Origin of the sequence: Pseudomonas sp. 15A4 (assembly GCF_016925575.1) — a bacterium.
In the GTDB taxonomy this organism is placed as follows: domain Bacteria; phylum Pseudomonadota; class Gammaproteobacteria; order Pseudomonadales; family Pseudomonadaceae; genus Aquipseudomonas.
This window is the reverse complement of the sequence record NZ_CP068986.1, coordinates 4,897,585-4,922,500: the sequence shown is the minus strand read 5'-3', so window position 1 is coordinate 4,922,500 and position 24,916 is coordinate 4,897,585. Positions and strand designations below refer to the sequence as shown.

At 59.7% G+C, this 24,916-nt stretch carries 17 protein-coding genes, 2 rRNA genes and 2 pseudogenes (1 of these 21 cut by a window edge); 8 read left to right on the top strand and 13 right to left on the bottom strand.

Features of this window, described 5'->3' with window-relative positions; genetic code table 11:
• A 23S ribosomal RNA gene (locus tag JN403_RS21835) occupies window positions 1–2,645 on the top strand (it extends 246 nt beyond the left edge of the window).
• 146 nt (window positions 2,646–2,791) lie between these two features.
• A 5S ribosomal RNA gene (rrf, locus tag JN403_RS21830) occupies window positions 2,792–2,907 on the top strand.
• Between the two features lie 122 nt (window positions 2,908–3,029).
• Here the strand turns inward: rrf and queD are convergent.
• Both queD and JN403_RS21820 read right to left on the bottom strand, forming a co-directional pair.
• Complete coding sequence (gene queD / locus JN403_RS21825) at window positions 3,030–3,386, bottom strand: 6-carboxytetrahydropterin synthase QueD (protein ID WP_172611443.1); 357 nt, start codon at window positions 3,384–3,386, stop codon at window positions 3,030–3,032.
• A 103-nt stretch (window positions 3,387–3,489) separates the two neighbouring features.
• A pseudogene (locus tag JN403_RS21820) lies at window positions 3,490–4,580 on the bottom strand (patatin-like phospholipase family protein).
• 163 nt (window positions 4,581–4,743) lie between these two features.
• On the opposite strand from JN403_RS21820, the gene JN403_RS21815 reads away from it, so the two are divergent.
• The 6 genes and pseudogenes from JN403_RS21815 to JN403_RS21790 all read left to right on the top strand — a co-directional run bounded on the left by JN403_RS21815 (window position 4,744) and on the right by JN403_RS21790 (window position 10,372).
• Window positions 4,744–5,052, top strand: a complete 309-nt coding sequence (locus tag JN403_RS21815; RefSeq protein WP_122536319.1) for a PepSY domain-containing protein — start codon at window positions 4,744–4,746, stop codon at window positions 5,050–5,052.
• Window positions 5,052–5,381, top strand: a complete 330-nt coding sequence (locus JN403_RS21810) for a PepSY domain-containing protein (protein WP_205484234.1) — start codon at window positions 5,052–5,054, stop codon at window positions 5,379–5,381. Before JN403_RS21815 ends, JN403_RS21810 begins: the two co-directional genes overlap by 1 nt.
• Window positions 5,381–6,049, top strand: coding sequence for a response regulator transcription factor (locus JN403_RS21805; RefSeq protein WP_205484232.1), 669 nt, complete (start codon window positions 5,381–5,383; stop codon window positions 6,047–6,049). The genes JN403_RS21810 and JN403_RS21805 overlap by 1 nt, the downstream gene beginning before the upstream one ends.
• The gene (locus JN403_RS21800; RefSeq protein WP_205484230.1) at window positions 6,046–7,404 is read left to right on the top strand and encodes an ATP-binding protein; all 1,359 of its coding nucleotides are present in this window, start codon (window positions 6,046–6,048) and stop codon (window positions 7,402–7,404) included. The genes JN403_RS21805 and JN403_RS21800 overlap by 4 nt, the downstream gene beginning before the upstream one ends.
• An 82-nt stretch (window positions 7,405–7,486) precedes the next feature.
• Complete coding sequence (locus tag JN403_RS21795) at window positions 7,487–9,166, top strand: methyl-accepting chemotaxis protein (protein ID WP_205484228.1); 1,680 nt, start codon at window positions 7,487–7,489, stop codon at window positions 9,164–9,166.
• A 142-nt stretch (window positions 9,167–9,308) separates the two neighbouring features.
• A pseudogene (locus JN403_RS21790) lies at window positions 9,309–10,372 on the top strand (AI-2E family transporter).
• Window positions 10,373–11,162: 790 nt separating this feature from the next.
• Here the strand turns inward: JN403_RS21790 and nuoN are convergent.
• From nuoN to nuoC, 11 genes are all read right to left on the bottom strand, one after another.
• Window positions 11,163–12,620: an NADH-quinone oxidoreductase subunit NuoN gene (gene nuoN / locus JN403_RS21785; protein WP_192174849.1), complete on the bottom strand. Its 1,458-nt coding sequence runs from the start codon at window positions 12,618–12,620 to the stop codon at window positions 11,163–11,165.
• Window positions 12,621–12,627: 7 nt separating this feature from the next.
• Window positions 12,628–14,160 (bottom strand): NADH-quinone oxidoreductase subunit M, encoded by a 1,533-nt coding sequence (nuoM, locus tag JN403_RS21780; protein ID WP_065989114.1) that lies wholly within the window; start codon window positions 14,158–14,160, stop codon window positions 12,628–12,630.
• 52 nt (window positions 14,161–14,212) lie between these two features.
• The gene (gene nuoL, locus JN403_RS21775; RefSeq protein WP_205484226.1) at window positions 14,213–16,060 is read right to left on the bottom strand and encodes an NADH-quinone oxidoreductase subunit L; all 1,848 of its coding nucleotides are present in this window, start codon (window positions 16,058–16,060) and stop codon (window positions 14,213–14,215) included.
• A complete protein-coding gene (nuoK, locus tag JN403_RS21770) occupies window positions 16,057–16,368 on the bottom strand; it encodes an NADH-quinone oxidoreductase subunit NuoK (RefSeq protein ID WP_065989117.1) in 312 nt (103 codons plus the stop codon). Before nuoK ends, nuoL begins: the two co-directional genes overlap by 4 nt.
• A gap of 4 nt (window positions 16,369–16,372) precedes the next feature.
• A complete protein-coding gene (nuoJ, locus tag JN403_RS21765) occupies window positions 16,373–16,873 on the bottom strand; it encodes an NADH-quinone oxidoreductase subunit J (RefSeq protein ID WP_037008804.1) in 501 nt (166 codons plus the stop codon).
• A 9-nt stretch (window positions 16,874–16,882) separates the two neighbouring features.
• Window positions 16,883–17,431, bottom strand: coding sequence for an NADH-quinone oxidoreductase subunit NuoI (gene nuoI, locus JN403_RS21760; RefSeq protein ID WP_037008808.1), 549 nt, complete (start codon window positions 17,429–17,431; stop codon window positions 16,883–16,885).
• 11 nt (window positions 17,432–17,442) lie between these two features.
• Complete coding sequence (gene nuoH / locus JN403_RS21755) at window positions 17,443–18,432, bottom strand: NADH-quinone oxidoreductase subunit NuoH (RefSeq protein WP_037008811.1); 990 nt, start codon at window positions 18,430–18,432, stop codon at window positions 17,443–17,445.
• Window positions 18,429–21,140, bottom strand: coding sequence for an NADH-quinone oxidoreductase subunit NuoG (gene nuoG / locus JN403_RS21750; RefSeq protein WP_205484224.1), 2,712 nt, complete (start codon window positions 21,138–21,140; stop codon window positions 18,429–18,431). The genes nuoH and nuoG overlap by 4 nt, the downstream gene beginning before the upstream one ends.
• A gap of 134 nt (window positions 21,141–21,274) precedes the next feature.
• On the bottom strand, window positions 21,275–22,633 hold the full coding sequence (nuoF, locus tag JN403_RS21745) for an NADH-quinone oxidoreductase subunit NuoF (protein WP_192174847.1): 1,359 nt from the start codon (window positions 22,631–22,633) through the stop codon (window positions 21,275–21,277).
• A complete protein-coding gene (gene nuoE, locus JN403_RS21740; protein ID WP_074892019.1) occupies window positions 22,630–23,127 on the bottom strand; it encodes an NADH-quinone oxidoreductase subunit NuoE in 498 nt (165 codons plus the stop codon). Before nuoE ends, nuoF begins: the two co-directional genes overlap by 4 nt.
• Before the next feature lie 2 nt (window positions 23,128–23,129).
• Window positions 23,130–24,911 carry an NADH-quinone oxidoreductase subunit C/D gene (gene nuoC, locus JN403_RS21735; protein WP_122536330.1) on the bottom strand — a complete coding sequence of 594 codons (1,782 nt, stop codon included), beginning with the start codon at window positions 24,909–24,911 and terminating at the stop codon, window positions 23,130–23,132.
• Between the last annotated feature and the right edge of the window lie 5 nt (window positions 24,912–24,916).

Sequence of the window (24,916 nt, the reverse complement as noted above, 5' to 3'; positions counted from 1 at the left end):
GGCGAGCGAACGGGGACCAGCCCTTAAGTTGATTTGAGATTAGCGGAACGCTCTGGAAAGTGCGGCCATAGTGGGTGATAGCCCTGTACGCGAAAATCTCTTGTCAATGAAATCGAGTAGGACGGGGCACGAGAAACCTTGTCTGAACATGGGGGGACCATCCTCCAAGGCTAAATACTACTGACTGACCGATAGTGAACCAGTACCGTGAGGGAAAGGCGAAAAGAACCGCGGAGAGCGGAGTGAAATAGATCCTGAAACCGTATGCGTACAAGCAGTGGGAGCCCACTTTGTTGGGTGACTGCGTACCTTTTGTATAATGGGTCAGCGACTTATTTTCAGTGGCGAGCTTAACCGAATAGGGGAGGCGTAGCGAAAGCGAGTCTTAATAGGGCGTCTAGTCGCTGGGAATAGACCCGAAACCGGGCGATCTATCCATGGGCAGGTTGAAGGTTGGGTAACACTAACTGGAGGACCGAACCGACTACCGTTGAAAAGTTAGCGGATGACCTGTGGATCGGAGTGAAAGGCTAATCAAGCTCGGAGATAGCTGGTTCTCCTCGAAAGCTATTTAGGTAGCGCCTCATGTATCACTGTAGGGGGTAGAGCACTGTTTCGGCTAGGGGGTCATCCCGACTTACCAAACCGATGCAAACTCCGAATACCTACAAGTGCCGAGCATGGGAGACACACGGCGGGTGCTAACGTCCGTCGTGAAAAGGGAAACAACCCAGACCGTCAGCTAAGGTCCCAAAGTCATGGTTAAGTGGGAAACGATGTGGGAAGGCTTAGACAGCTAGGAGGTTGGCTTAGAAGCAGCCACCCTTTAAAGAAAGCGTAATAGCTCACTAGTCGAGTCGGCCTGCGCGGAAGATGTAACGGGGCTCAAACCATGCACCGAAGCTACGGGTATCACGCAAGTGATGCGGTAGAGGAGCGTTCTGTAAGCCTGTGAAGGTGAGTTGAGAAGCTTGCTGGAGGTATCAGAAGTGCGAATGCTGACATGAGTAACGACAATGGGTGTGAAAAACACCCACGCCGAAAGACCAAGGTTTCCTGCGCAACGTTAATCGACGCAGGGTTAGTCGGTCCCTAAGGCGAGGCTGAAAAGCGTAGTCGATGGAAAACAGGTTAATATTCCTGTACTTCTGGTTATTGCGATGGAGGGACGGAGAAGGCTAGGCCAGCCTGGCGTTGGTTGTCCAGGTTTAAGGTGGTAGGCTGAAATCTTAGGTAAATCCGGGATTTCAAGGCCGAGAGCTGATGACGAGTGTTCTTTAGAACACGAAGTGGTTGATGCCATGCTTCCAAGAAAAGCTTCTAAGCTTCAGGTAACCAGGAACCGTACCCCAAACCGACACAGGTGGTTGGGTAGAGAATACCAAGGCGCTTGAGAGAACTCGGGTGAAGGAACTAGGCAAAATGGCACCGTAACTTCGGGAGAAGGTGCGCCGGTGAGGGTGAAGGACTTGCTCCGTAAGCTCATGCCGGTCGAAGATACCAGGCCGCTGCGACTGTTTATTAAAAACACAGCACTCTGCAAACACGAAAGTGGACGTATAGGGTGTGACGCCTGCCCGGTGCCGGAAGGTTAATTGATGGGGTTAGCTAACGCGAAGCTCTTGATCGAAGCCCCGGTAAACGGCGGCCGTAACTATAACGGTCCTAAGGTAGCGAAATTCCTTGTCGGGTAAGTTCCGACCTGCACGAATGGCGTAACGATGGCGGCGCTGTCTCCACCCGAGACTCAGTGAAATTGAAATCGCTGTGAAGATGCAGTGTATCCGCGGCTAGACGGAAAGACCCCGTGAACCTTTACTATAGCTTTGCACTGGACTTTGAATTTGCTTGTGTAGGATAGGTGGGAGGCTTTGAAGCGTGGACGCCAGTCTGCGTGGAGCCAACCTTGAAATACCACCCTGGCAACTTTGAGGTTCTAACTCAGGTCCGTTATCCGGATCGAGGACAGTGTATGGTGGGTAGTTTGACTGGGGCGGTCTCCTCCTAAAGAGTAACGGAGGAGTACGAAGGTGCGCTCAGACCGGTCGGAAATCGGTCGTAGAGTATAAAGGCAAAAGCGCGCTTGACTGCGAGACAGACACGTCGAGCAGGTACGAAAGTAGGTCTTAGTGATCCGGTGGTTCTGTATGGAAGGGCCATCGCTCAACGGATAAAAGGTACTCCGGGGATAACAGGCTGATACCGCCCAAGAGTTCATATCGACGGCGGTGTTTGGCACCTCGATGTCGGCTCATCACATCCTGGGGCTGAAGCCGGTCCCAAGGGTATGGCTGTTCGCCATTTAAAGTGGTACGCGAGCTGGGTTTAGAACGTCGTGAGACAGTTCGGTCCCTATCTGCCGTGGACGTTTGAGATTTGAGAGGGGCTGCTCCTAGTACGAGAGGACCGGAGTGGACGAACCTCTGGTGTTCCGGTTGTCACGCCAGTGGCATTGCCGGGTAGCTATGTTCGGAAAAGATAACCGCTGAAAGCATCTAAGCGGGAAACTTGCCTCAAGATGAGATCTCACTGGAACCTTGAGTTCCCTGAAGGGCCGTCGAAGACTACGACGTTGATAGGTTGGGTGTGTAAGCGCTGTGAGGCGTTGAGCTAACCAATACTAATTGCCCGTGAGGCTTGACCATATAACACCCAAGCAATCTGCAGAGAGACAGCAGGTTGCGGTGTGTGAAGACGCATGAAGACGAAAGTTTGCGAACACACAAGCTGCACCTTGATCACATACCCGATTTGCTGAAGCGTTCGAGAGAACGAATCAGTACCCGAATTTCTTGACGACCATAGAGCGTTGGAACCACCTGATCCCATCCCGAACTCAGCAGTGAAACGATGCATCGCCGATGGTAGTGTGGGGTTTCCCCATGTGAGAGTAGGTCATCGTCAAGATTAAATTCCGAAACCCCATTTGCGAAAGCAGATGGGGTTTTGTTTTTGCGCGTGAAAAAGATGCTAAGTCACGGTCCAAAAAAACCACCCGATAGGGTGGTCTTTTCTTCTGCCAGCATTGGTCAGTCACCGCGATACACGCACCCGCTGGTGCATGTCTCATGAATCCGTATAGCGGACAGCTCTGGCAGCAGTGGTTTCAATTCTTTCCAAATCCACTTCACCAACACTTCACTGGTCGGGTTTTCCAGGCCGGGAATGTCGTTGAGGTAGTTGTGGTCCAGCCGCTCGTACAGAGGTTTGAAGATGGTTTTGATCTCGGAGAAATCGCGAATCCATCCGGTATGGGGATCGGGTTCGCCCTGTAGGTAGATCGCTATACGAAAGGAGTGACCGTGCAGACGTCCGCACTTGTGCCCATCAGGCACGTGAGGGAGCCGGTGAGCGGACTCGAACGTAAACTCTTTAAAAATTTCCACGGTGATATAAGCCTTGAGAAGTGGCGATCGCCAGCGCGATAAATGCAAGCGGCGAGTTTATCAGTAATGGTTTAGCGAGTGACAGGCAGACCTGGCCGCGTGGTTAAACCAGAGGCTCCAGTCGGTGGGCGAGACGGCCCGTGTCAACGAGTTCAAGAAATTCGTCCCCCAGCCGCTGACTGCTTTCCATTGCAGCACGCCAGTACCGTTGCCGTTCCGCATCACTGCCTACGAACCGTTTAAAGTCGCTCCGATCAGGCAGCTTGCCGTAGGGCAGCGTAGTCAGGTACTCCTTTACTCCTTGGAGGGCGCAAGCAGCACGACGTCTTGAAGCCGAGTCTGATCGCCTCTGCGCCAGGGCAGTGTCTTGTCAAACCAGCCAGGGATGATTTTGTCGGTGAAATGCGGATACAGCACAATGTCGCTTCCGCTGTATGGAAGATCCAAGTGGTAGTCAAGCAGGCCGCCATCCCGGAACATTCCTGCGCCGATACCGGGTATCTCTGGAACACCCTCCATTACCATCGGAATGGAGCCTGACGCCAGCAATGCCTGGCGCAGGTTCGATGTGTCCAGTGGCAAGCATCGGGATGGGAAATCAGTCAATGGCATGAGGGGAGGGGCAAGGCGCGGGTCGTGCATGATCAGCCGCTCGAAATGCCGTGACAGGCGCGCGCGCCCGATCAGGTTGTCAGCGATGACGGCCCCCAGTCCCAGACTCAACCCTGCGCGATGATCCCGGGCAAGCAAGCCCCGGCTTTTGACGATCATTACGTTGAGACGGTAATGGGGATTCGCCAGGACGTGTGCGTCATCCGCCTGCAAAAGCGCATCAAGCATCGTCACACAGCTGCGGGAGACCTGCGCCATCGTTACGCCTTTGGCGAAACTCTGCTCGTTGTACAAACGCCCAAGTCGCTGAAGACCTGCAACGGGGTCCGGCAGGCATGCGCTTGCAAAGCGCCACGAACCGATGGAAGCACCAATCAATGATCGCTCCCGTTGAGCTCGGGGGAGCCATTCGCCAAACAGCGCCAGATCCAAGCCCTGAATGCCCAGTGCTTTCGGGCCTCCCGCCGCGCCAGGGATAATGCCAACGTCAATCGGCGACAGGCCTTGCTCCCTGATCCGCGTCATCGCGCGCCTGCCGGCCTTGATAGTCAATGAAGGGTGTTTGATGTGAATGTTGCTCATGGCCCCTCCGGGGTCGGACTGGGGCGAATAATACCGTGGATCCCGCCTTCATCGACTGACGGTTGATAGGGTAGTGGCACGTAGCCAGATAAATTCAGCTTCAATTAAGTTCGCGCGTTTATGGTGGGCTCCGTAACCAACCAGAACCCAACGGAGATTCACCATGAAAATTCTGACTGCCTTCATCGCTGCCACCGCATTCACTTTCACAGCAGGTTACGTCCAGGCTCGAGACCTTGGTCCTGACGAGGCGCTGAAACTGCGGGATGCAGGTACTATTCAATCCTTTGAAAAGCTCAACGCCGTCGCTTTGGCCAAGCACCCGAAATCCACTATCACGGACACCGAGCTGGAACAGGAATATGGCAAGTACGTTTACCAGATCGAACTGCGAGATGCTCAAGGTGTGGAGTGGGACGTTGAAGTCGATGCCGTCAGCGGCCAGATACTTAAAGACCACCAGGACGCCTGATGATCGCCAGTAAGCGTCCCGCCAAGCGTTTCGTTTACTGTCTGGTGGCCGCCTGTGCGGTCGCCCCAGGCGTCGCGTGCCTGGCTCGGGACCTGAATCAGGACGAGGTGCTTGAGCTGCGCAGGAGAGGTGTGATTCTGCCGCTTGAGCAGTTCATCGATCAGGCACTGGGACGTTACCCCGGCTCCAAGCTGCTTGAAGCCGAACTTGAAGAAAAGCACGGCGTGTTGGTGTACGAGATCGAGCTTCTCACCGCCGATCATGTCGTGCGCGAACTCAAATTTGATGCCGGTGACAGCCGCCTGTTGCAAGACAAGGAAGACGATTGATGCGTTTGTTATTGGTTGAGGACCACGTTCCCCTGGCGGACGAGCTCATCAGTACACTGGGCCGGCAGGGTTACGCGATCGACTGGCTGACCGACGGCCGCGACGCTATTCATCAAGGCGCCACAGAGCCTTACGACCTGATCGTGCTTGACCTCGGCCTGCCAGGCGTCCCCGGGCTTGAGGTGCTGCAGGAGTGGCGCGCGGGCGGGCTGTCCACCCCCGTACTCATCCTGACGGCGCGGGCCTCCTGGGCCGAACGTATCGAAGGTCTCAAGGCCGGCGCCGACGATTATCTGACCAAACCCTTTCACCCCGAAGAACTGCAGCTGCGCATACAGGCGCTGCTTCGCCGTGTCCGAGGTCTGGCCAATCAGCCCAAGCTCGAATCTGCTGGCCTGCACCTGGACGAAGGGCGCCAGTGCGTCAGTCGCGGGGAGGAGGAAGTCCAGCTCACTGCTGCAGAGTTTCGCCTGCTGCGTTATTTCATGCTGCATCCCGGACAGATTCTCTCCAAAAGTCATCTGGCCGAGCATCTTTATGACGGGGAGAACGAGCGGGACTCGAACGTAATCGAGGTCCACGTCAATCATTTGCGCCGCAAGCTGGGTCGGGCCGTGGTCGAGACGCGGCGCGGGCAAGGCTATCGTTTTGCCGGGACGGGCGGGTGAGGTCGATACAGCGACGCTTGAGTCTGGGCCTGATCAGCGTGCTGCTGATTGTTGGACTGGTCCTGGCGCAAATCAGCCTGTGGCTCTTCGAAGTCGGCTTGCAGCGTTACCTGGAATCAGGCCTGCGCAATGAGAGCGAGCTGCTGCTAGTGGCCTTGGTGCGCGGCCCCGACGGCCTGCAGCTCGATGAGCATCGGCTGTCGCCGGGCTATCAGCGACCCTATTCCGGCCACTATTTTCGAATTGATGTTGACCACGGTCATTGGCGCTCGCGCTCGTTGTGGGATCTGGAGTTGCCGCATCCCGGGCAGCCCGGCTTGCATGCCGACCTTGCCCTGGAAAAGACCGATCAATCGCTGTTGCTGCTGCACACCGATTACCGCAAGTTCGGACAGATCGTCTCTATCACTGTCGCTCAGGACTACACCCCGGTGCGAGACAGTTTCGCACTGGTCCAGCGCATCGGTCTCGGGCTGGGGCTGATGGCCCTGGTTTTGATTCTTGTGTTGCAGCGCGTCACCGTTCGCCGCGCCTTGCGCCCGCTGGAAAGGGCCAGAGAACAGATTTTCCAGCTGCAACAAGGGCAGCGCTCGCAACTTGATGAGCGAGTGCCAGTGGAGCTTGAGCCGCTGGTTGCGCAGATCAATCATCTGCTGGCCCATACCGAGGACAGTCTCAAACGATCGCGCAACGCCCTTGGCAATCTAGGCCACGCGCTGAAGACGCCGCTGGCCGTGCTGATGAGCCTGGCCGAAGGCGACAGGCTGGCGGGCCACCCGCACGTGCGCGACACCTTGCGCGATCAGCTGCAGCACATTCAGCAGCGTCTTGAGCGTGAGCTCAATCGAGCGCGCTTGTCAGGCGATGCCTTGCCAGGCGCACGGTTTGATTGTGCTGCGGAGATCCCCGGGCTGTTCTCCACATTGCGGATGATTCATGGCGAGCATCTGGAACTGAGCAGTGAGATCGCTGCAGATCTGTTTCTGCCGTGGGACCGTGAAGACATCCTTGAGTTGTTGGGCAACGTCATGGACAACGCCTGCAAGTGGACCGACAGCGAGGTCAGGCTAACCATCGCCAGAGGCGCTGATGGCTACTGGCTGTCTATCGACGACGATGGCCCGGGTATCCCTGTTCAGCATCGCGATGAAGTCATCGGCCGTGGCAATCGTCTGGACGAGCAAGTGACCGGCCACGGTCTGGGACTCGGCATCGTCAAGGACATCGTCGAGGCGTGGGGCGGGCGCATTCAGTTGCTGGACAGCCCCTTGGGTGGGCTGCAAGTGCGTATCGATCTGCCCGAGCGACTCAGCCCGCAACTGCCGGGGGCCGAAAGCGCTCGTCAACCCTCGTGACCTCAACTTTTTGTGCGCCGGGCCGTTAACCGTAAAGGAACCCCAACGACTCAACGCACAAAAACAAAGGGTCATGACTTCTATGCGGCTAAATCTCAAAGCCAAAGTACTTTCGCTCGCCGTGCTCCCCGTGTTGGTGTTCGCACTGATCATCAGCGCCAGCACCGTCATCATGCTGCGGGAGCAGGGCAAGCGCGAAGTCGAGGAAACCCGCCAGCACCTGCTTGCGGAGGCCAAAGCCACGTTGCAGAGTTATGTGGCTGTTGCGCTAGGCACCATCAAACCGCTGTATGACGCCTCGGCGCCCGGTGACATGGAAGCCCGCGCGCAAGTCATCAAGATGCTCTCCCAAGTCAACTACGCCAAGGACGGGTACTTCTTCGGCTACGACTCGCAGGCGGTGCGGCTGTTCAAGGGCAATAGCCCCGACGGCATCGGCAAGAGCTTCAAGGACGCTCGCGATCCAAAAGGCGTTTTCGTCAATGCCGGCCTGGTTGACGTGGCGAAAGCGGGCACTCATTACCTGGAATATTCCTCTGCGCTGCCCGGGTCGAGCGAACTGGTGCCCAAACTGGGCTACACCGAGTATCTGCCGAAATGGGACATGGCCTTTGGGTCGTCGATCAACCTGGATAACATCGATGCCAAAGTCGCAGAGCTGCAGAAGAATGTGTCCGAGCGCCGGCAGAATATGCTCGTCAGCATCATTGGCATCACCCTGCTGGTATTGGTGATTATCGCGGCGGTGGGTTTCTGGATCGCGGGCGGTATTCTGCGGCCGCTGCGCCTGATGAAAGCCAACCTCGATGATATTGCCGCCGGAGAGGGTGATCTGACCCAGCGCCTGGCGGTGACCTCCCAGGACGAACTTGGCGAACTGGCCGGGTCGTTTAATCGCTTTGTCGACAAGATCCACGGCTTGGTCCGGCAGATTGCCGAAATGACCGCGCAGCTGACCGGGCTGGTGGGCGAGGTGACCGACCAAGCGCAGCGCTCCGAGCAGGCGATGGAGCGTCAGCGCCATGAAACCGACCAGGTCGCCACGGCGATCAATCAGATGTCGGCTGCGGCCCAGGAAGTTGCGAAGAGCGCTCAGGGCGCCTCGGTCGCGGCGCAGCAAACCGATGCTGAAGGTCAGGCCGCCAAGCGAGTGGTCGACGGCAGCATTCAGCAGATTCATGCGCTGGTGAACGACATCCGCGACAGCGGTACTTCTCTGGACAGCCTGCAGAATGACGTGTCGTCCATCGTCGGCGTGCTCGGGGTGATCCGCTCCATCGCCGATCAAACCAACCTGCTGGCACTCAACGCCGCCATCGAAGCCGCGCGTGCCGGGGAAGCGGGCCGCGGGTTCGCGGTGGTGGCCGACGAAGTGCGTGCGCTGGCCAGCCGCACGCAGCAAAGCACTCAGGAAATCCAGGGCATGATCGACCGCTTGCAGCAAGGCACCCAAGGCGCGGTGCAGGCGATGCGACGCTCAAGCGAGGCGGGCGACGGGACATCTGCGCGGGCTAATGAGGCCGGAGCATCGCTGGACACAATCGGTCAGCTGATCGGCACGATCAACGCCATGAACGCGCAGATTGCCAGCGCCGCAGAAGAGCAGACGGCCGTGGCGGAAGAGATCAATCGCAGCGTTCACCAGATCGCGGTGGCGGTCGAAAGCGTGGCCGATGAAACCCGCCACAGCGCCTCCACGTCGCGCAACCTTACGGAGCTGAATCAGCGTCTTGGCCAGTTGGTCCGGCAGTTCAGAATCTAGACCGGGGTGGCGGGCCTCTCTCGGGGCCCGCTTTGCGCACTTCCTCCATTGACCTTGCGCTTCAGGCGCGGCACTCCTGTGGCGATTGACGGACTAAGCATCAGACCGTGTGCTTGGCGCGGTGTAATGACATGGAAGAAACATGAACGAAACCGCGCTACAAAACAAAACCCTGCTGCTGTTATTGATCCTGGTGACCATCGCGTTCATCTGGATCCTGCTGCCGTTCTACGGCGCGGTGTTCTGGGCAGTGATCCTCGGGATCATCTTCGCGCCGCTGCAACGCCGTCTGCTGGCCCGCTTCGGTTGGCAGCGCAACCTGACGTCTTTGTGCACGCTGATGATCTGTCTGGTCATCGCGATCCTGCCGGTGATCGTCATCGCGGCGTTGATGGTTCAAGAGGGTGCGACGCTTTACAAGAATGTGGAAAGTGGTCAGCTCGACATTGCCAAGTACCTGGCTGAATTCAAAGTCCTGCTGCCACCTTACGTGCAGCATTGGCTTGATCGCCTGGGCATGGGGGACTTCAACGGCCTGCGCGACAAGATTGCCAAAAGCGCGATGCAGGGCAGCAACTACCTGGCCACACAGGCGTTCAGCTTTGGGCAGGGCACGTTCGATTTCGTTGTCAGCTTTTTCATCATGCTGTACTTGCTGTTCTTTTTCTGCGTGATGGCCAGGAGCTGACACGCAAGATCCGCATCGCGATTCCGCTGGCCGAGCCGCAGAAGCGCCGCTTGCAGTTGAAGTTCACCCGTGTCGTGCGCGCGACGGTGAAGGGCAACATTGTGGTAGCGGTGACTCAAGGCGCGCTGGGCGGGTTTATTTTCTGGGTGCTGGATATCCCAAGCGCTTTGCTCTGGGCAGTGATGATGGCGTTTCTGTCGTTGCTGCCGGCGGTGGGGGCGGGGATTGTCTGGGCGCCGGTGGCGCTGTATTTCCTGCTCAGCGGGATGATCTGGCAGGGCGTGGTGTTGGGGCTGTTCGGGATATTCGTGATCGGGCTGGTGGATAATGTGTTGCGTCCGATCCTGGTGGGCAAGGACACGCGGATGCCCGATTACCTGATTCTGATTTCGACGTTGGGCGGGATGGCGGTGTTCGGGTTGAACGGGTTTGTGATCGGGCCGATGGTGGCGGCGTTGTTTATGTCGACGTGGGCGTTGTTTACCGGCGACAAGAAAACCGTTCGATTGCCTGGTTAGCGTGTACTTCTAAGATCAAGATCTAAAGCGTCTGCCTAAGGGCAGACTGTTTCGCCTTCGGCGAGTTACTTGGAAAAGCACCCCAAGTAACCAAGGGTGCTTGCTCCTGGTTTGGCCCTTCCTTCGTCAGGGTTCCTTCACTCCGGTCTCGCTCCGTGGGCCCGCTGCCATCCGCCATCCATGGCGGGGGCAGCTCTCGCCGCATCCATGCGGCTCGGCCCACGGAGCGAGACCTACGTTCAGCCTGCACCCAAGTCGCGATTTGACGTCGTCTGGACTTCCTGCGCATGAAGATCAAGATAAAAGCTTCCCGGCTAAAGCCGGTCCCACATTAGAGGTCGCCTCGACTATCACTGGAGGCATGCGCTGCTGTTAGTGGGACCGGCTTTAGCCGGGAAGCCTGTGATCTGGTTTTGCCTTTGCCTTTTGCTTTTGATCTTCATACGCAGGAAGTCTAGACGACGCCAATCGCGACTTTGGTGCAGGCTGAACGCAGGTTTTGCGCAGTGTGCCGAGCCGCATGGATGCGGCGAGAGCGCCGTCAGGACATGGATGTCCGTTCGGCGCGGGCCCACGGAGCAAGACCGGAGTGAGGGTATTCCGACGAAGGAGGAACCAAACCTAGAGCAAGCACCCTTGGTTACTTGGGGTGCTTTTCCAAGTAACTCGCCGAAGGCGAAATGTCTGCCGTTAGGCAGATGCTCTTGATCCTGAAGTGTGCCGAAGTACTAAATCAAAGCCATAAAAAAACCCTGCTCTAAGGCAGGGTTTTTTGTGCATCACTCACTCATCACAAACCCGCATGGCCCACCAGGGTCAGCAGCGGTTGCGGGTACACGCCCAGGAAGAACGCCAGCAGCGTAATCCCCAACAGCATCACACCACCTGCACGCTGCGCCCAGTTGAACGGGGCGTCGTGACGCTGGATCTTCGAGTCCTGCAGATACAGAGTCACCATCACCCGCAGGTAATAGAAAACACCGATGGCGCTGCCCACGACCAGCGAACCGGTCAGCCACCACAGGTGCGCTTCAACGCCAGTTGCGATGATGTAGAACTTGCCGATGAAGCCAGTCGTCAGCGGAATACCCGCCAGGGACAGCATCATCACGGTCAGCACGGCCGTAAGGTACGGACGACGCCAGAACAGACCGCGGTATTCGAACATCGCGTCGGCATCACGGCCGCTGTACGGCGACGACATCAACGTGACCACACCGAACGCGCCCAGGCTGGTCAGCACATAGGTGACCAAGTAAACGTTGATCGCCTCGACCGCCATGCCCTTGCTCGCCACCATCGCGATCATCAGGTAACCGAAGTGCGCAATGGACGAATAACCCAGCAGGCGCTTGAGGTTGTTCTGCGTCAGGGCCAGCAGGTTACCGACCAGGATCGACGCCACGGCGATGACCGACATCACGTCCGTCAGCACGCCACTGGTGGCCGCCGGAGAGATCTGGAACAGGCGGACCAGCACGCCGAACACCGCGACCTTGCTGGCCGTGGCGAGGAAAGCCGCTACCGGGGCAGGGGCGCCTTCGTACACGTCCGGTGTCCACAAGTGGAACGGCACCAGCGACAGCTTGAAGCCCAGACCCACGAGCATCATGCCCAGACCCAGGCTGGCGATCGGGCTTGGCATGCCGGTGGCGGCGATGGCCTTGCCGATTTCGCTGAAACCCAGGCTGCCGGATTCGGCATACAGCAGCGCCATACCGAACAGCAGGAAAGCCGAGCCAGCCGCCGACAGCACCATGTACTTGATGCCGCCTTCCAGCGAACGCTTGTTGAAGAAGGCGTAGGCCACCAGACCGTAGACCGGCACCGACAGCAGTTCCAGACCGATGAACAGGCTTGCCAAGTGTTGCGCAGCGACCAGTACCAGCCCGCCGGCCGCGGCCATCAGGATCAGCAGGTAAAGCTCTTCGCGGTTGCCCGGGTAACCTGCCTTGCCTTCACCCAGATAGGCGTGGGCCAGAGTGACACAGGCCAGCGTCGACACCAGAATGATGCCCATGTAGAGGCAGGCGAAGCTGTCGATTTGCAGCAATGGCGTGACCACCAGCGGCGCAACTTTCAGCGCCGGGTAGATGGACAGCAAAGCCAGGTTGAGTCCCGCTACCGTCAGCAGGAATGATTGCGAATGACTGCGACGCCATGCGATGCCCAGCATCACCACCACAACGGTGATGCTGGTAATCAGCAGCGGCGCCAGCGCAATAAAGTGTTGAATCGTCAGGTCCATAGCGCTCTTACCGGGCCGAAGCGAGTTGAGTGAAGGCGGTGCCGAGCCATTGCTGCACGCCATGCATGGTCGCCGAGGAGGTGTCGAGGATCGGTTGCGGGTACACGCCCAGCAGAATCAACAACACCGCCAGACCCAGCACCATGATCAATTCCCGACCGTCCATGCCTTTGTAGACTGCGTCGGATTTGGCCGGGCCGAAGTAGGCGCGGTGGATCATGATCAGCGAGTAGACAGAACCGAACACCAGGCCGGAGGTGGCGATGGCGGTGATCCATGGCGAGCTGACAAAGCTGCCAATCAGGATCAGGAATTCACCAACGAAGTTACCGGTTCCTGGCAGGCCCAACGACGCGGCAGCGAAGAACAGGCTGATGGCCGGCAGGTACGCGATCTTGTTCCAGAGACCACCCATTTCGCGCATGTCGCGGGTGTGCAGACGCTCGTACAACTGGCCGCTGAGGATAAACAGTGCGGCGGCCGACAGACCGTGCGCGAGCATCTGAACGACGACGCCTTGCAACGCCTGCTGGCTGCCGGAGTAGATGCCGATCAGCACGAAGCCCATGTGGGAAACGCTGGAAAACGCGATCAGGCGCTTGATGTCGGTCTGGGCGAAGGCGAGGAAGGCACCGTAGAAGATACCGATCAGGCCCAGCACCATCGCGATCGGTGCGAACTCGGCCGAAGCATTCGGGAACAGTGGCAGGGCAAAACGCAGCAGACCATACGCAGCGGTCTTCAGCAGGATGCCCGCCAGGTCTACGGAACCTGCGGTCGGCGCCTGGGCGTGAGCGTCAGGCAACCAGGAGTGCAGCGGCACGATCGGCAGCTTGACCGCGAAAGCGATGAAGAAGCCCAGCATCAGGATGTATTCGGTGCCGTGGGACAGCTTGGTTTTCAGCAGGTCCGCGTAACCGAAGGTGATCACGCCCGTCTGGTTGAAGTGCACCAGCACCAGACCCAGGATCGCCACCAACATGATCAGGCCGCTGGCCTGAGTGAAGATGAAGAACTTGGTCGCTGCGTAGATCCGCGTCTTCTTGCCGTCTGCCGAGCTGTGACCCCAGAGCGCGATGAGGAAGTACATCGGCACCAGCATCATTTCCCAGAAGAAGAAGAACATGAACAGGTCGATGGCGAGGAACACGCCGACGACACCGCCCAGGATCCACATCAGGTTCAGGTGGAAGAAGCCGACGTTACGTTGAATCTCTTTCCACGAGCAGAGTACCGAGAGGATACCCAGCAGGCCGGTCAGCAGAATCATCAGCAGGGACAGGCCATCGAGGGCCAGGTGCACGCTGATGCCGAAGCGCTGGATCCACTGGAGCTTGAATTCAAGGGCCCAGGTCGGATCGGCGCCCGGAGCAGGAGCATAGGTAAATGTACCGGTGCTCCAGACCCACAGGCCCAGAATCGTCTCGAGAGACATGGTCAACAGCGCAATCCAGCGCGGCAGGGTAGGGCCGAAGCGCTCACCTTGCCAGCACAGCAGGCCGCCGATGAAGGGGATCAGGATTAGCCAAGGCAGAATCATGACGGGCTCAATTCCTTTCGCAAAGTCGCAAGGTTCATGTCAAATCGACTCATCAGACCAGCACAATCGCGCCGAGTACCAGTACGGCACCTGCGGCGATCGAAGCGGCGTACCAACGGAGCTGACCGGTTTCGGTGCGGGTCATCAAGCCGTTGCCTGCTTTGACCAGACGCGGAATCAGGCCGATTGTGTGGTCGAGCGGGTCACTATGCAGGATGCGGCTGATCGCCAGGTAAGGTTTGACGAACAGCACGTCATACACCCAGTCGAAGCCCCAGGCTGCGAACCACCATGCGGACAGGAAACGACCCGGACCGCTGTTGGCGATGGCGGTGACCAGACGACGCTTGCCGAGGAACAGCACCGCCGCCAGCAGAATACCGGCCAGAGCGATGGCGCCCGAGGCGATTTCCAGGCTGTGCTTGGCTTCGCCGCCGGCATGGCCTGCGCTTTCCGGCAACACACCCGCCAGTGGCGGATGAATCCAGGCGCCGATAAACGTCGACAGCACGATCAGCACACCCAGCGGCAACCAGTGGGAGATCCCGTGGCCGGCGTGGGCTTCAGTCTTCGCTTCGCCGTGGAAGGCGATGAAGATCAGGCGGAAGGTGTACAGCGAGGTCATGAACGCACCGAGCAGGCCTGCGTACAGCAGATAGTCATGGCCGCTGGCGAAGGCTTCCCAGAGGATTTCGTCCTTGGAATAGAAGCCCGCCGTCACAAGCGGCAAGGCTGACAGCGCAGCGCCGCCGACGATGAAGCTGGCGTAGGCCAATGGCAGCTTCTTCCACAGACCGCCCATCTTGAAGATGTTCTGCTCGTGGTGGCAGGCAACGATCACCGCACCGGACGCGAGGAACAGCAGCGCCTTGAAGAAGGCGTGGGTCATCAGGTGGAAAATCGCGCCATCCCAGGCACCTACGCCCAGCGCCAGGAACATGTAGCCGATCTGGCTCATGGTCGAGTAGGCGAGGATACGTTTGATGTCGGTCTGAACCAGTGCGGCAAAGCCCGCCAGCACCAAGGTAACGCCGCCGACAATCCCGACCAGATGCAGGATGTCCGGAGCGAGGATGAACAGGCCGTGAGTCCGTGCGATCAGGTAAACGCCCGCGGTTACCATGGTCGCGGCGTGGATCAGTGCCGAAACCGGAGTAGGACCGGCCATCGCATCCGCCAGCCAGGTTTGCAGCGGCAGCTGCGCGGATTTACCGACAGCACCGCCCAGCAACATCAGCGTGGCCAGAACGATCCAGAAGTCACCGACCTTGAAGTGCTGTGGCGCGCGGACCAGCAGTTCCTGGATATTCAGCGTGCCCAGTTGCTGGAACAGAATGAACAGGCCGATGGCCATGAACACGTCGCCGATGCGGGTCACGATGAAGGCTTTCAGTGCCGCGTTGCCGTTGTTGCGGTTGCTGTAATAGAAACCGATCAACAAGTACGAGCACAGGCCCACGCCTTCCCAACCGAAGTAGATGAACAGCAGGTTATCGCCCAGGATCAGGAACAACATGCTGGCAATGAACAGGTTGGTGTAGGCGAAGAAACGTGAGTAACCGTCTTCACCGCGCATGTACCACGAGGCGAACAGGTGAATGAGGAAGCCGACGCCGACCACCACACCGAGCATGGTGATGGACAGGCCATCGACATACAGGGCGAAATTGGGCTCGAAGCCGTCCACCGACATCCAGCGCCACAGCACCATGGTCAGGTGACCGCCTTCCGGTGGTGAGACGTTGAACTGGAAGATCACGTAAGCGGCCACGATGGCCGACAGGCCAATGGAGCCCACGCCGATCAGGGCTGAAAGGTTTTCCGACCATTTGCCGCGCGAAAACGACAGCAGCAGGAAACCGATCAGGGGGAATACGAAAGTCAGAAAGAGTAGGTTCATCCGCGCATCTCGCTGGCAGCGTCGATATCGAGCGTGTGGAAGCGGCGATACAGTTGCAGCAGGATCGCCAGGCCAATACTGGCCTCGGCTGCGGCAAGGCTGATCACCAGAATGAACATGATCTGGCCGTCAGGCTGTGCCCAGCGGCTGCCCGCGACCACAAAGGCCAGCGCGGCTGCGTTCATCATGATTTCCAGGCTCATCAACACGAACAGAATGTTGCGGCGTACCAACAGGCCCGCCAGGCCGAGGCAGAACAGGATGCCGGCGACCGCCAGACCATGTTCCAGAGGGATTGCTGAGTTCATGGCTTTACTCCTTCGCCTCGTTGCGGCCGACATGGAACGCCGTCACGGCTGCCGCAAGCAGCAGCATCGAGGCGAGTTCGACAACCAGCAGGTAAGGGCCAAACAGGCTGATGCCAACCGCTTTGGCGTCCACAGTGGTGTGACCGATGGAGGCGCCGGTGGAGTTGGCGAACAGCACGTAGATCAACTCCGCCAGGAGCAGGCCGCCCAGCAGAATCGGGCCGAGCCAGATGCCGGGTTTGAGCCAGGCGCGTTCTTGTTGAACCGAGGCCGGGCCCAGGTTCAGCATCATCACCACGAAGACGAACAGCACCATGATGGCGCCCGCGTAAGCGATGACTTCCAGGGCCCCGGCGAACGGCGCGCCGAGGCTGAAGAAGGTCATGGCCACGGCGATCAGCGAAATGATCAGGTAGAGCAGGGCGTGCACCGGGTTCGTGTTGGTGATCACCCGAAGGGTGGCCACCACAGCGATGCCGGATGCGAAATAGAAAGCGAATTCCATCTTTCTTCCTTAAGGCAGCAAGCTCTTGACGTTGATGGGCTGGGCTTCGTTCTGTGCATCGCCTTTCGGCTTGCCGGCGATCGCCATCCCTGCAACGCGGTAGAAGTTGTAGTCAGGGTTCTTGCCGGGGCCGGAGATCAGCAGATCTTCCTTTTCGTACACCAGATCCTGACGTTTGAACTCGGCCATTTCGAAATCCGGTGTCAGCTGGATCGCGGTGGTCGGGCAAGCTTCCTCACACATGCCGCAGAAGATGCAACGCGAGAAATTGATGCGGAAGAACTCCGGGTACCAACGACCGTCGTCGGTCTCGGCCTTCTGCAGCGAGATGCAACCCACCGGGCACGCCACGGCGCACAGGTTGCACGCCACGCAGCGCTCTTCGCCGTCGGGGTCGCGGGTCAGGACGATGCGGCCACGGTAGCGCGGCGGCAGATAGACCTGCTCTTCCGGATATTGCAGGGTGTCACGCTTACGGAAGCCATGGCCGAAGACCATGATCAGGCTGCGCAGCTGGGTACCCGTACCCTTAACGATGTCGCCAATATATTTGAACATGGGTCAAATCCTCACTGAGCCGCCAGGACGACCGCAGCGGTCACCAGCAAATTGATCAGGGTCAGTGGCAAGCAGAACTTCCAGCTGAAATCCATCACCTGGTCATAACGCGGACGAGGGATCGAAGCACGCAACAGGATGAACAGCATGATGAAGAACGCGGTTTTCAGGGCAAACCACATGAACGACAGTTGCGGCAGGATATCGAACGGGCCATGCCAGCCACCGAAGAACAGGGTCACCAGCAGCGCGGAGATCAGGATGATGCCGATGTACTCACCGACGAAGAACATGCCCCATTTCATGCCGGCGTATTCAATGTGGTAACCGTCGGCCAGTTCCTGCTCCGCTTCCGGCTGGTCGAACGGGTGACGGTGAGTCACGGCAACGCCAGCGATGAAGAAGGTACAGAAGCCGAAGAACTGCGGAATGATGAACCACAGGTGATCGGCCTGGTACTTGACGATGTCGCCCATGTTGAACGAACCGACCTGCACCACGATGCCCATCAGCGACAGGCCGAGGAACACTTCGTACGACACCGTTTGCGCCGAGGCACGCAAGCTGCCGAGCAGGGCGTATTTGTTGTTCGATGACCAACCGGCGAACAGCACCGCATAGACCGACAGACCGGCCATGGCGAAGAAGAACAGCAGGCCGATGTTCAGGTCGGCGACCACCCAGGTCTGGGTCACCGGGATGACCGAGAACGCGATCAACAGCGCGCTCATGGCCACCACCGGCGCCAGGGTGAAGATCACCCGGTCGACGAAGGGCGGGTTCCAGTCCTCTTTAAAGAACATCTTCAGCATGTCGGCAGCAATCTGGAACATGCCGAACGGACCCACGCGGTTCGGCCCGTAACGGTCCTGCCACCAGCCCAGCAAGCGGCGTTCGACGAAACTGAGCAGCGCGCCGCAGACCACCACGGCAAGCAGCACCACGATGGCCTTGACGACAGCGATGATCGAGTCGATCACTTCAGGGGTGAACCAGGTCATTGAGCGGCCTCCTGCACTGCATCAACGGTTTTGCCGAACAGCGCCGGAGGAATGCCCGCCAGACCGGACGGCAATGCCACCAGGCCTGCGCCCAGCTCTTCACTGATGCGCAGCGGCAGACGCAGGGTCTGGCCGGCAATGCTCAGGCTGAGCAAGGCGCCTTCGTTGACACCCAGACGGTCCGCTTCGGACTTGGCCAGCGCAACATAGGCCTGGGGAATACGCTCTTGAACCGGCGCGGCTTTGGAGGAGGTCTCCTCGCTGCCGAACAGGTGATAGAACGGCACGACCTGCCAAGTCCCTTGTGCAGGGGAGAAGGCGCGCGGGACGTTGGCGAACCAGCCCAGCTTGTCGCCGCTGCTTTCGATCAGGCGCACGCCCGGATCGCCAGCACGCAGGTGACCACCGACTTCGTCCTGGAACTTGTTCCACGCCTGTGGCGAGTTCCAGCCCGGCGACCAGGCGAAGGGCACCTGGGAGCGGGGTTCGGCAGAGCCCGAGTAACCTTCCATCGAGAACGCGAACGCGGTGTCTTTGTCCTGCGGCGTACGCGGTTCGTGGACGCTGATGTTGGCGCGCATGGCGGTCCGGCCGCTGTAACGCAGCGGCTCGCGAGCCAGTTTCAGGCCCTTGATGCGGAACGCAGCAGACGGCGCGGCACCGACAATGCCGGCCAGTTGCGGATTGCTCGCAGCGCAGGCAGCGGTGACGTGATCGAGCTGAGTCCAGTCAACCGGCTGATTCAACAGGGTAGCGCGCAGGGCATGCAGCCAGCGCCAGCCTTCGTGAACCAGAATGCTCGCGTCCAGATAAGTCGGATCGAACACCTGGAAGAAGCGCTGGGCGCGGCCTTCCTGGCTGACCAGCGTGCCGTCGCCTTCGGCGAAGCTTGCGGCCGGCAGCACCAGGTGCGCGCGGTCGGTGGTCGCGGTCTTCTGGTGATCGGCAACGATGACCACTTTGGCGGCCTTCAATGCCGCTTCAACCGTTGCAGCGTCAACGCGGGTGAACAGGTCGTTTTCCAGCACGACGATGGCGTCGGCCTGGCCCGAAATCACGGCCTGCAGCGCAGCGTCGACCGAGTCGCCACCGAACAGGGTCAGGCCCATGCTGTTGGCTTCCGGCACGATCAGGCTCAGCGAACCCTGCTTGTCGCGCAGCTTCAAGGCTTTGGCGATGTTCGCCGCCGCTTCGATCAGCGCGTTCGAACCCAGCGAGGCGCCGGACACGATCAGTGGGCGCTTGGCTTCAAGCAACGCGGCGGCAATGCGCTCGGCCAGTTCCAGCGCTTCGCTGTCCAGGCCGACAACGGCCGGAGCGCTCGGGTCGATGGCGTGGGCCACCGCGAAACCGATGCGCGCCAGGTCGTCAGGCGCCGCGTGCACGCACTCTTCGGCGATGTCGTCGAGGCGGGTGTCGGTGAGGCTGGCGATGAACAGCGGGTTCAGCTCGTGCTGACCGATGTTCTTTACAGCAGCGTCGAGCCATGGCTGGACTTTCATCGCAGCGGCCATGTCTTCGGCTTTGTTCTTCACCGACTGACGCAGGCCGAGGGCCATGCGCGCAGCGGTCTGGGTAACGTCTTCGCCGAGGATAAACACGGCGTCGTGCTCTTCGACTTCACGCAGGGTCGGGATCGGCAGCGGGCTGTCTTTCAGCACTTGGGCAATCAGGCGCAGACGCTCCAGCTCTCCGGCTTCGATGCCCGAGTAGAAATGCTCGGCGCCAACCAGTTCGCGCAGGGCGAAGTTGCTTTCCAGGCTAGCGCGGGGCGAACCGATGCCGACGATATTGCGCCCGCGCAGCAGGTCAGCGGCCTTGTCCAGCGCAGCGTCCAGGCCCAGCTTGATGCCTTCGGCCAGCGGCTGGCGTGGACGGTCCGTGCGGTTGACGTAGCCATAACCGAAACGGCCACGGTCGCAGAGGAAATACTGGTTCACCGAACCGTTGTAGCGGTTCTCGATACGGCGGATTTCGCCATAACGTTCGCCCGGGCTGATGTTGCAGCCGCTTGAGCAACCGTGGCAGATGCTCGGCGAGAACTGCATGTCCCATTTCCGGTTGTAGCGCTCGGAGTGGGTCTTGTCGGTGAACACACCGGTCGGGCAGACCTCGGTGAGGTTGCCGGAGAACTCGCTTTCCAGGGTGCCGTCTTCAACGCGACCGAAGTACACGTTGTCGTGGGCGCCGAATACGCCGAGGTCGGTGCCGCCGGCGTAGTCCTTATAGAAGCGCACGCAGCGATAGCAGGCGATGCAGCGGTTCATCTCGTGCGCGATGAAAGGCCCCAGTTCCTGATTCTGGTGGGTGCGTTTGGTGAAGCGATAGCGGCGCTCGTTGTGGCCGGTCATCACCGTCATGTCCTGCAAATGACAGTGACCGCCTTCCTCGCAGACCGGACAGTCATGCGGGTGGTTGGTCATCAGCCATTCGACCACGCTGGCGCGAAACGCCTTGGATTCGTCGTCTTCGATGGAAATCCAGGTGTTGTCAGTGGCGGGCGTCATGCAGGACATGACGATGCGACCACGGGTGTCGTTCTCGTCGGTGTACTGCTTGACCGCGCACTGGCGACAGGCGCCAACACTGCCAAGTGCCGGGTGCCAGCAGAAATAAGGGATGTCGAGGCCCAGCGACAGACACGCCTGTAACAGGTTGTCTGCGCCATCGACTTCGAGCGCTTTGCCGTCTACGTGGATAGTGGCCATGGTTCAAAGTTCTTCGTTGGCCCGGTGTCAGCGGGCGTGGCTAATGGAATCTCGGTGCCATCCGACTCAAACAGCCTCTCGGCGTCGTCGGATGCAGGGAAGGCGGCCTTGGGAGCCGCCGACCGTTTATCGTGTTATGCGCCGACCATGGTCGGACTGATGACCTGATTGAGGTCGCCCGCACGTGTCGGTGCGATGCCTGCCTCGAATTCCGGCCGGAAATACTTGATCGCGCTGCCCAGAGGTTCCACGGCGCCCGGTGCATGGGCGCAGAAGGTTTTGCCTGGGCCGAGGAAGTTGACCAACCCCAGCAGCGTCTCGATATCGCCCGGTTGACCCTGGCCGTTCTCGAGGGCGCGCAGCATCTTCACGCTCCACGGCAAGCCATCGCGGCACGGCGTGCAGAACCCGCACGACTCCTGGGCGAAGAACTCTTCCATGTTGCGCAGCAGCGAAACCATGTTGACCTTGTCGTCCACCGCCATCGCCAGACCGGTACCCATCCGGGTGCCGACCTTGGCCACGCCGCCGGCGTAGAACTGGCAGTCCAGGTGTTCCGGCAACAGGAAGCCGGTACCGGCGCCGCCGGGCTGCCAGCACTTGAGCTTGAAGCCGTCGCGCATGCCGCCGGCGTAGTCTTCGAACAGCTCGCGAGCGGGCAGGCCGAACGGCAGTTCCCATAGACCGGGATTCTTCACTTTGCCGGAGAAGCCCATCAGCTTGGTACCGTGGTCTTCACTGCCTTCGCGGGCGAGGGACTTGTACCAGTCGTTGCCGTTGTTGACGATGGCCGGGACGTTGCACAGGGTCTCGACGTTGTTCACGCAGGTCGGCTTGCCCCAGACGCCAACGGCGGCAGGGAAGGGCGGCTTGGAACGCGGGTTGGCGCGACGGCCTTCGAGGGAGTTGATCAGTGCGGTTTCTTCGCCGCAGATGTAACGCCCTGCGCCGGTGTGCACGATCAGCTCGAAATCAAAACCGCTGCCGAGGATATTTTTGCCCAGGAGGCCGGCGGCTTCGGCTTCTTTTACCGCGCGGCGCAGGTGCACCGCCGCGGTGGTGTATTCGCCGCGCAGGAAGATGTAACCGCGGTAGGCTTTCAGCGCGCGGGCACTGATCAGCATGCCTTCGATCAGCAGATGGGGTTGTTGCTCCATCAGCATGCGGTCTTTCCAGGTATTCGGCTCCATTTCATCGGCGTTACACAGCAGGTAACGGATGTTCATGGATTCGTCTTTGGGCATCAGCCCCCACTTCACGCCCGTGGGGAAGCCAGCACCGCCGCGCCCCTTGAGGCCGGAGTCTTTGACGGCCTGGACGATTTCGTCAGGCGACAGCGTCGCGAACGCTTTGCGTGCTGCGGCGTAACCGTCTTTCTTCTGATACTCATCGAGCCACACCGGCTCGCCGTCATCGCGCAGACGCCAAGTCAGCGGATGGGTTTCCGGGGCGCGGGTGATCAGGTTGGCGGGGCCGAAGGAAGTGATGGTCATACGTAACCCTCCAGCAGCGGGGCAACGCCCGCGGGCTGTAGATTGCCGAAAGTGTCGTCGTCGATCATGACCGCCGGCGCCTTGTCACAGTTGCCCAGGCAGCAGGCCGGCAACAGCGTGAAGCGGCCGTCGGCGGTTGTCTGGCCCAGGCCGATGCCCAGCTTGCTCTGAATCTCGCCAACGATGTCTTCGTGACCGGCGATGAAGCAGACCATGCTGTTGCAGACGCGAATGATGTGGCGGCCCACCGGCTGACGGAAGATCTGGCTATAGAACGTCGCCACGCCTTCAACGTCGCTGGCAGGGATGCCCAGCACTTCGCCGATCGCGTAAATCGCGCCATCCGGCACCCAGCCGCGTTCTTTCTGGACGATTTTCAGGGCTTCGATGGACGCCGCGCGCGGGTCCTCGTAGTGATGCATTTCGTGCTCGATGGCCGAGCGCTCGGATTCGCTCAGGGCGAAACGGTCTGTCTGGATAAGCGTGCTGTTCATGCTTAGCGGTCCACGTCGGCCATAACGAAATCGATACTACCCAGGTACGCAATCAAGTCCGCGACCATGCTGCCTTTGATCACCGAAGGGATCTGCTGCAGGTGCGGATAGCTTGGGGTGCGAATCCGGGTACGGTAGCTCATGGTGCCGCCGTCGCTCGTCAGGTAATAACTGTTGATGCCCTTGGTCGCTTCGATCATCTGGAAGGATTCGTTGGCCGGCATGACCGGACCCCACGAAACCTGCAGGAAGTGCGTGATCAGGGTTTCGATGTGCTGCAGGGTGCGTTCTTTCGGCGGCGGCGTGGTCAGCGGATGGTCCGCCTTGTACGGCCCGGCCGGCATGTTGCGCATGCACTGCTCGATGATCTTCAGGCTCTGGCGCATCTCTTCGACGCGGACCATGCAACGGTCGTAGGCGTCGCCATCGTGAGCCAGAGGCACTTCGAATTCGAAGTTCTCGTAACCCGAATACGGGCGCGCCTTGCGCAGGTCGAAGTCCAGACCGGTGGCCCGCAGGCTCGGCCCGGTGACGCCCCATTCCAGCGCTTCCTTGGTGTTGTACGCGGCAACGCCGACGGTACGACCCTTGAGGATGCTGTTCTGCAGCGCCGCCTTGGTGTACTCGTCCAGGCGCTTGGGCATCCAGTCGATGAAGTCCTTGACCAGTTTCTCCCAACCGCGAGGCAGGTCGTGGGCAACGCCGCCGATGCGGAACCAGGCCGGGTGCAGACGGAAACCGGTGACGGCTTCGATCACGGTATAGGCACGCTGACGGTCGGTGAAGGTGAAGAACACCGGGGTCATGGCGCCGACGTCCTGGATGTACGTTCCCAGGAACAGCAGGTGGCTGGTGATACGGAAGAACTCGGACATCATGATGCGGATGACGTTGACCCGATCCGGCACGGTGATGCCGGCCAGTTTCTCGACCGAGAGCACGTACGGCAGGTTGTTCATCACGCCGCCGAGGTAGTCGATGCGGTCGGTGTACGGAATGTAACTGTGCCAGGACTGACGCTCGGCCATCTTCTCGGCGCCACGGTGGTGGTAACCGATGTCCGGCACGCAGTCGACGATCTCTTCACCGTCCAGTTGCAGGATGATGCGGAACGCACCGTGGGCCGAAGGGTGGTTCGGACCCAGGTTGAGGAACATGTAGTCCTCGTTGGTGCCGGAACGCTTCATGCCCCAGTCTTCCGGACGGAAACGCGCCGCTTCCTCTTCCAGCTGCTGCTTGGCGAGGGTCAGGCTGTACGGGTCGAATTCGGTGGCACGGGCCGGGAAGTCCTTGCGCAACGGGTGACCTTCCCAGGTCGGCGGCATCATGATGCGGGTCAGGTGAGGGTGGCCCGGGAAGTCGATCCCGAACATGTCCCACACTTCACGCTCGTACCAGTTGGCATTCGGCCAGATGCCAGTCACGGTCGGCATGCTCAGGTCGCTTTCGGACAGCGCGACCTTGATCATCACGTCACTGTTACGTTCGATCGACATCAGGTGATAGAACACGGTGAAGTCGGCGTCCGGCAGTCCACGGCGCTTGGTGCGCAGGCGCTCGTCGACGCCGTGCAGGTCGTACAGCATCACGTACGGCTTGGGCATCTGACGCAGGAAGGTCAGGATTTCAATCAGCCGCGCACGTTGCACCCACAGCACAGGCATGCCAGTGACGGTGGACTGGGCGCTGAAGGCTTCAGCGCCAAAACGGTTATGGAGTTCAACGACGACCTCTTGGTCGTCAGCCTTGTGAGGCGGGATGTACAGAGCGGTGTCTGCAGTCATAGGTC

Coding starts and splice junctions, on each gene's coding strand:
- nuoE (WP_074892019.1), bottom strand. CDS start 23,127: ATGAACAGCACGCTTATCCAGACAGACCGTTTCGCCCTGAGCGAATCC.
- nuoG (WP_205484224.1), bottom strand. CDS start 21,140: ATGGCCACTATCCACGTAGACGGCAAAGCGCTCGAAGTCGATGGCGCA.
- nuoK (WP_065989117.1), bottom strand. CDS start 16,368: ATGAACTCAGCAATCCCTCTGGAACATGGTCTGGCGGTCGCCGGCATC.
- nuoC (WP_122536330.1), bottom strand. CDS start 24,911: ATGACTGCAGACACCGCTCTGTACATCCCGCCTCACAAGGCTGACGAC.
- JN403_RS21815 (WP_122536319.1), top strand. CDS start 4,744: ATGAAAATTCTGACTGCCTTCATCGCTGCCACCGCATTCACTTTCACA.
- nuoH (WP_037008811.1), bottom strand. CDS start 18,432: ATGACCTGGTTCACCCCTGAAGTGATCGACTCGATCATCGCTGTCGTC.
- JN403_RS21795 (WP_205484228.1), top strand. CDS start 7,487: ATGCGGCTAAATCTCAAAGCCAAAGTACTTTCGCTCGCCGTGCTCCCC.
- nuoF (WP_192174847.1), bottom strand. CDS start 22,633: ATGACCATCACTTCCTTCGGCCCCGCCAACCTGATCACCCGCGCCCCG.
- nuoI (WP_037008808.1), bottom strand. CDS start 17,431: ATGTTCAAATATATTGGCGACATCGTTAAGGGTACGGGTACCCAGCTG.
- nuoL (WP_205484226.1), bottom strand. CDS start 16,060: ATGAACCTACTCTTTCTGACTTTCGTATTCCCCCTGATCGGTTTCCTG.
- nuoN (WP_192174849.1), bottom strand. CDS start 12,620: ATGGACCTGACGATTCAACACTTTATTGCGCTGGCGCCGCTGCTGATT.
- JN403_RS21810 (WP_205484234.1), top strand. CDS start 5,052: ATGATCGCCAGTAAGCGTCCCGCCAAGCGTTTCGTTTACTGTCTGGTG.
- JN403_RS21805 (WP_205484232.1), top strand. CDS start 5,381: ATGCGTTTGTTATTGGTTGAGGACCACGTTCCCCTGGCGGACGAGCTC.
- nuoJ (WP_037008804.1), bottom strand. CDS start 16,873: ATGGAATTCGCTTTCTATTTCGCATCCGGCATCGCTGTGGTGGCCACC.
- nuoM (WP_065989114.1), bottom strand. CDS start 14,160: ATGATTCTGCCTTGGCTAATCCTGATCCCCTTCATCGGCGGCCTGCTG.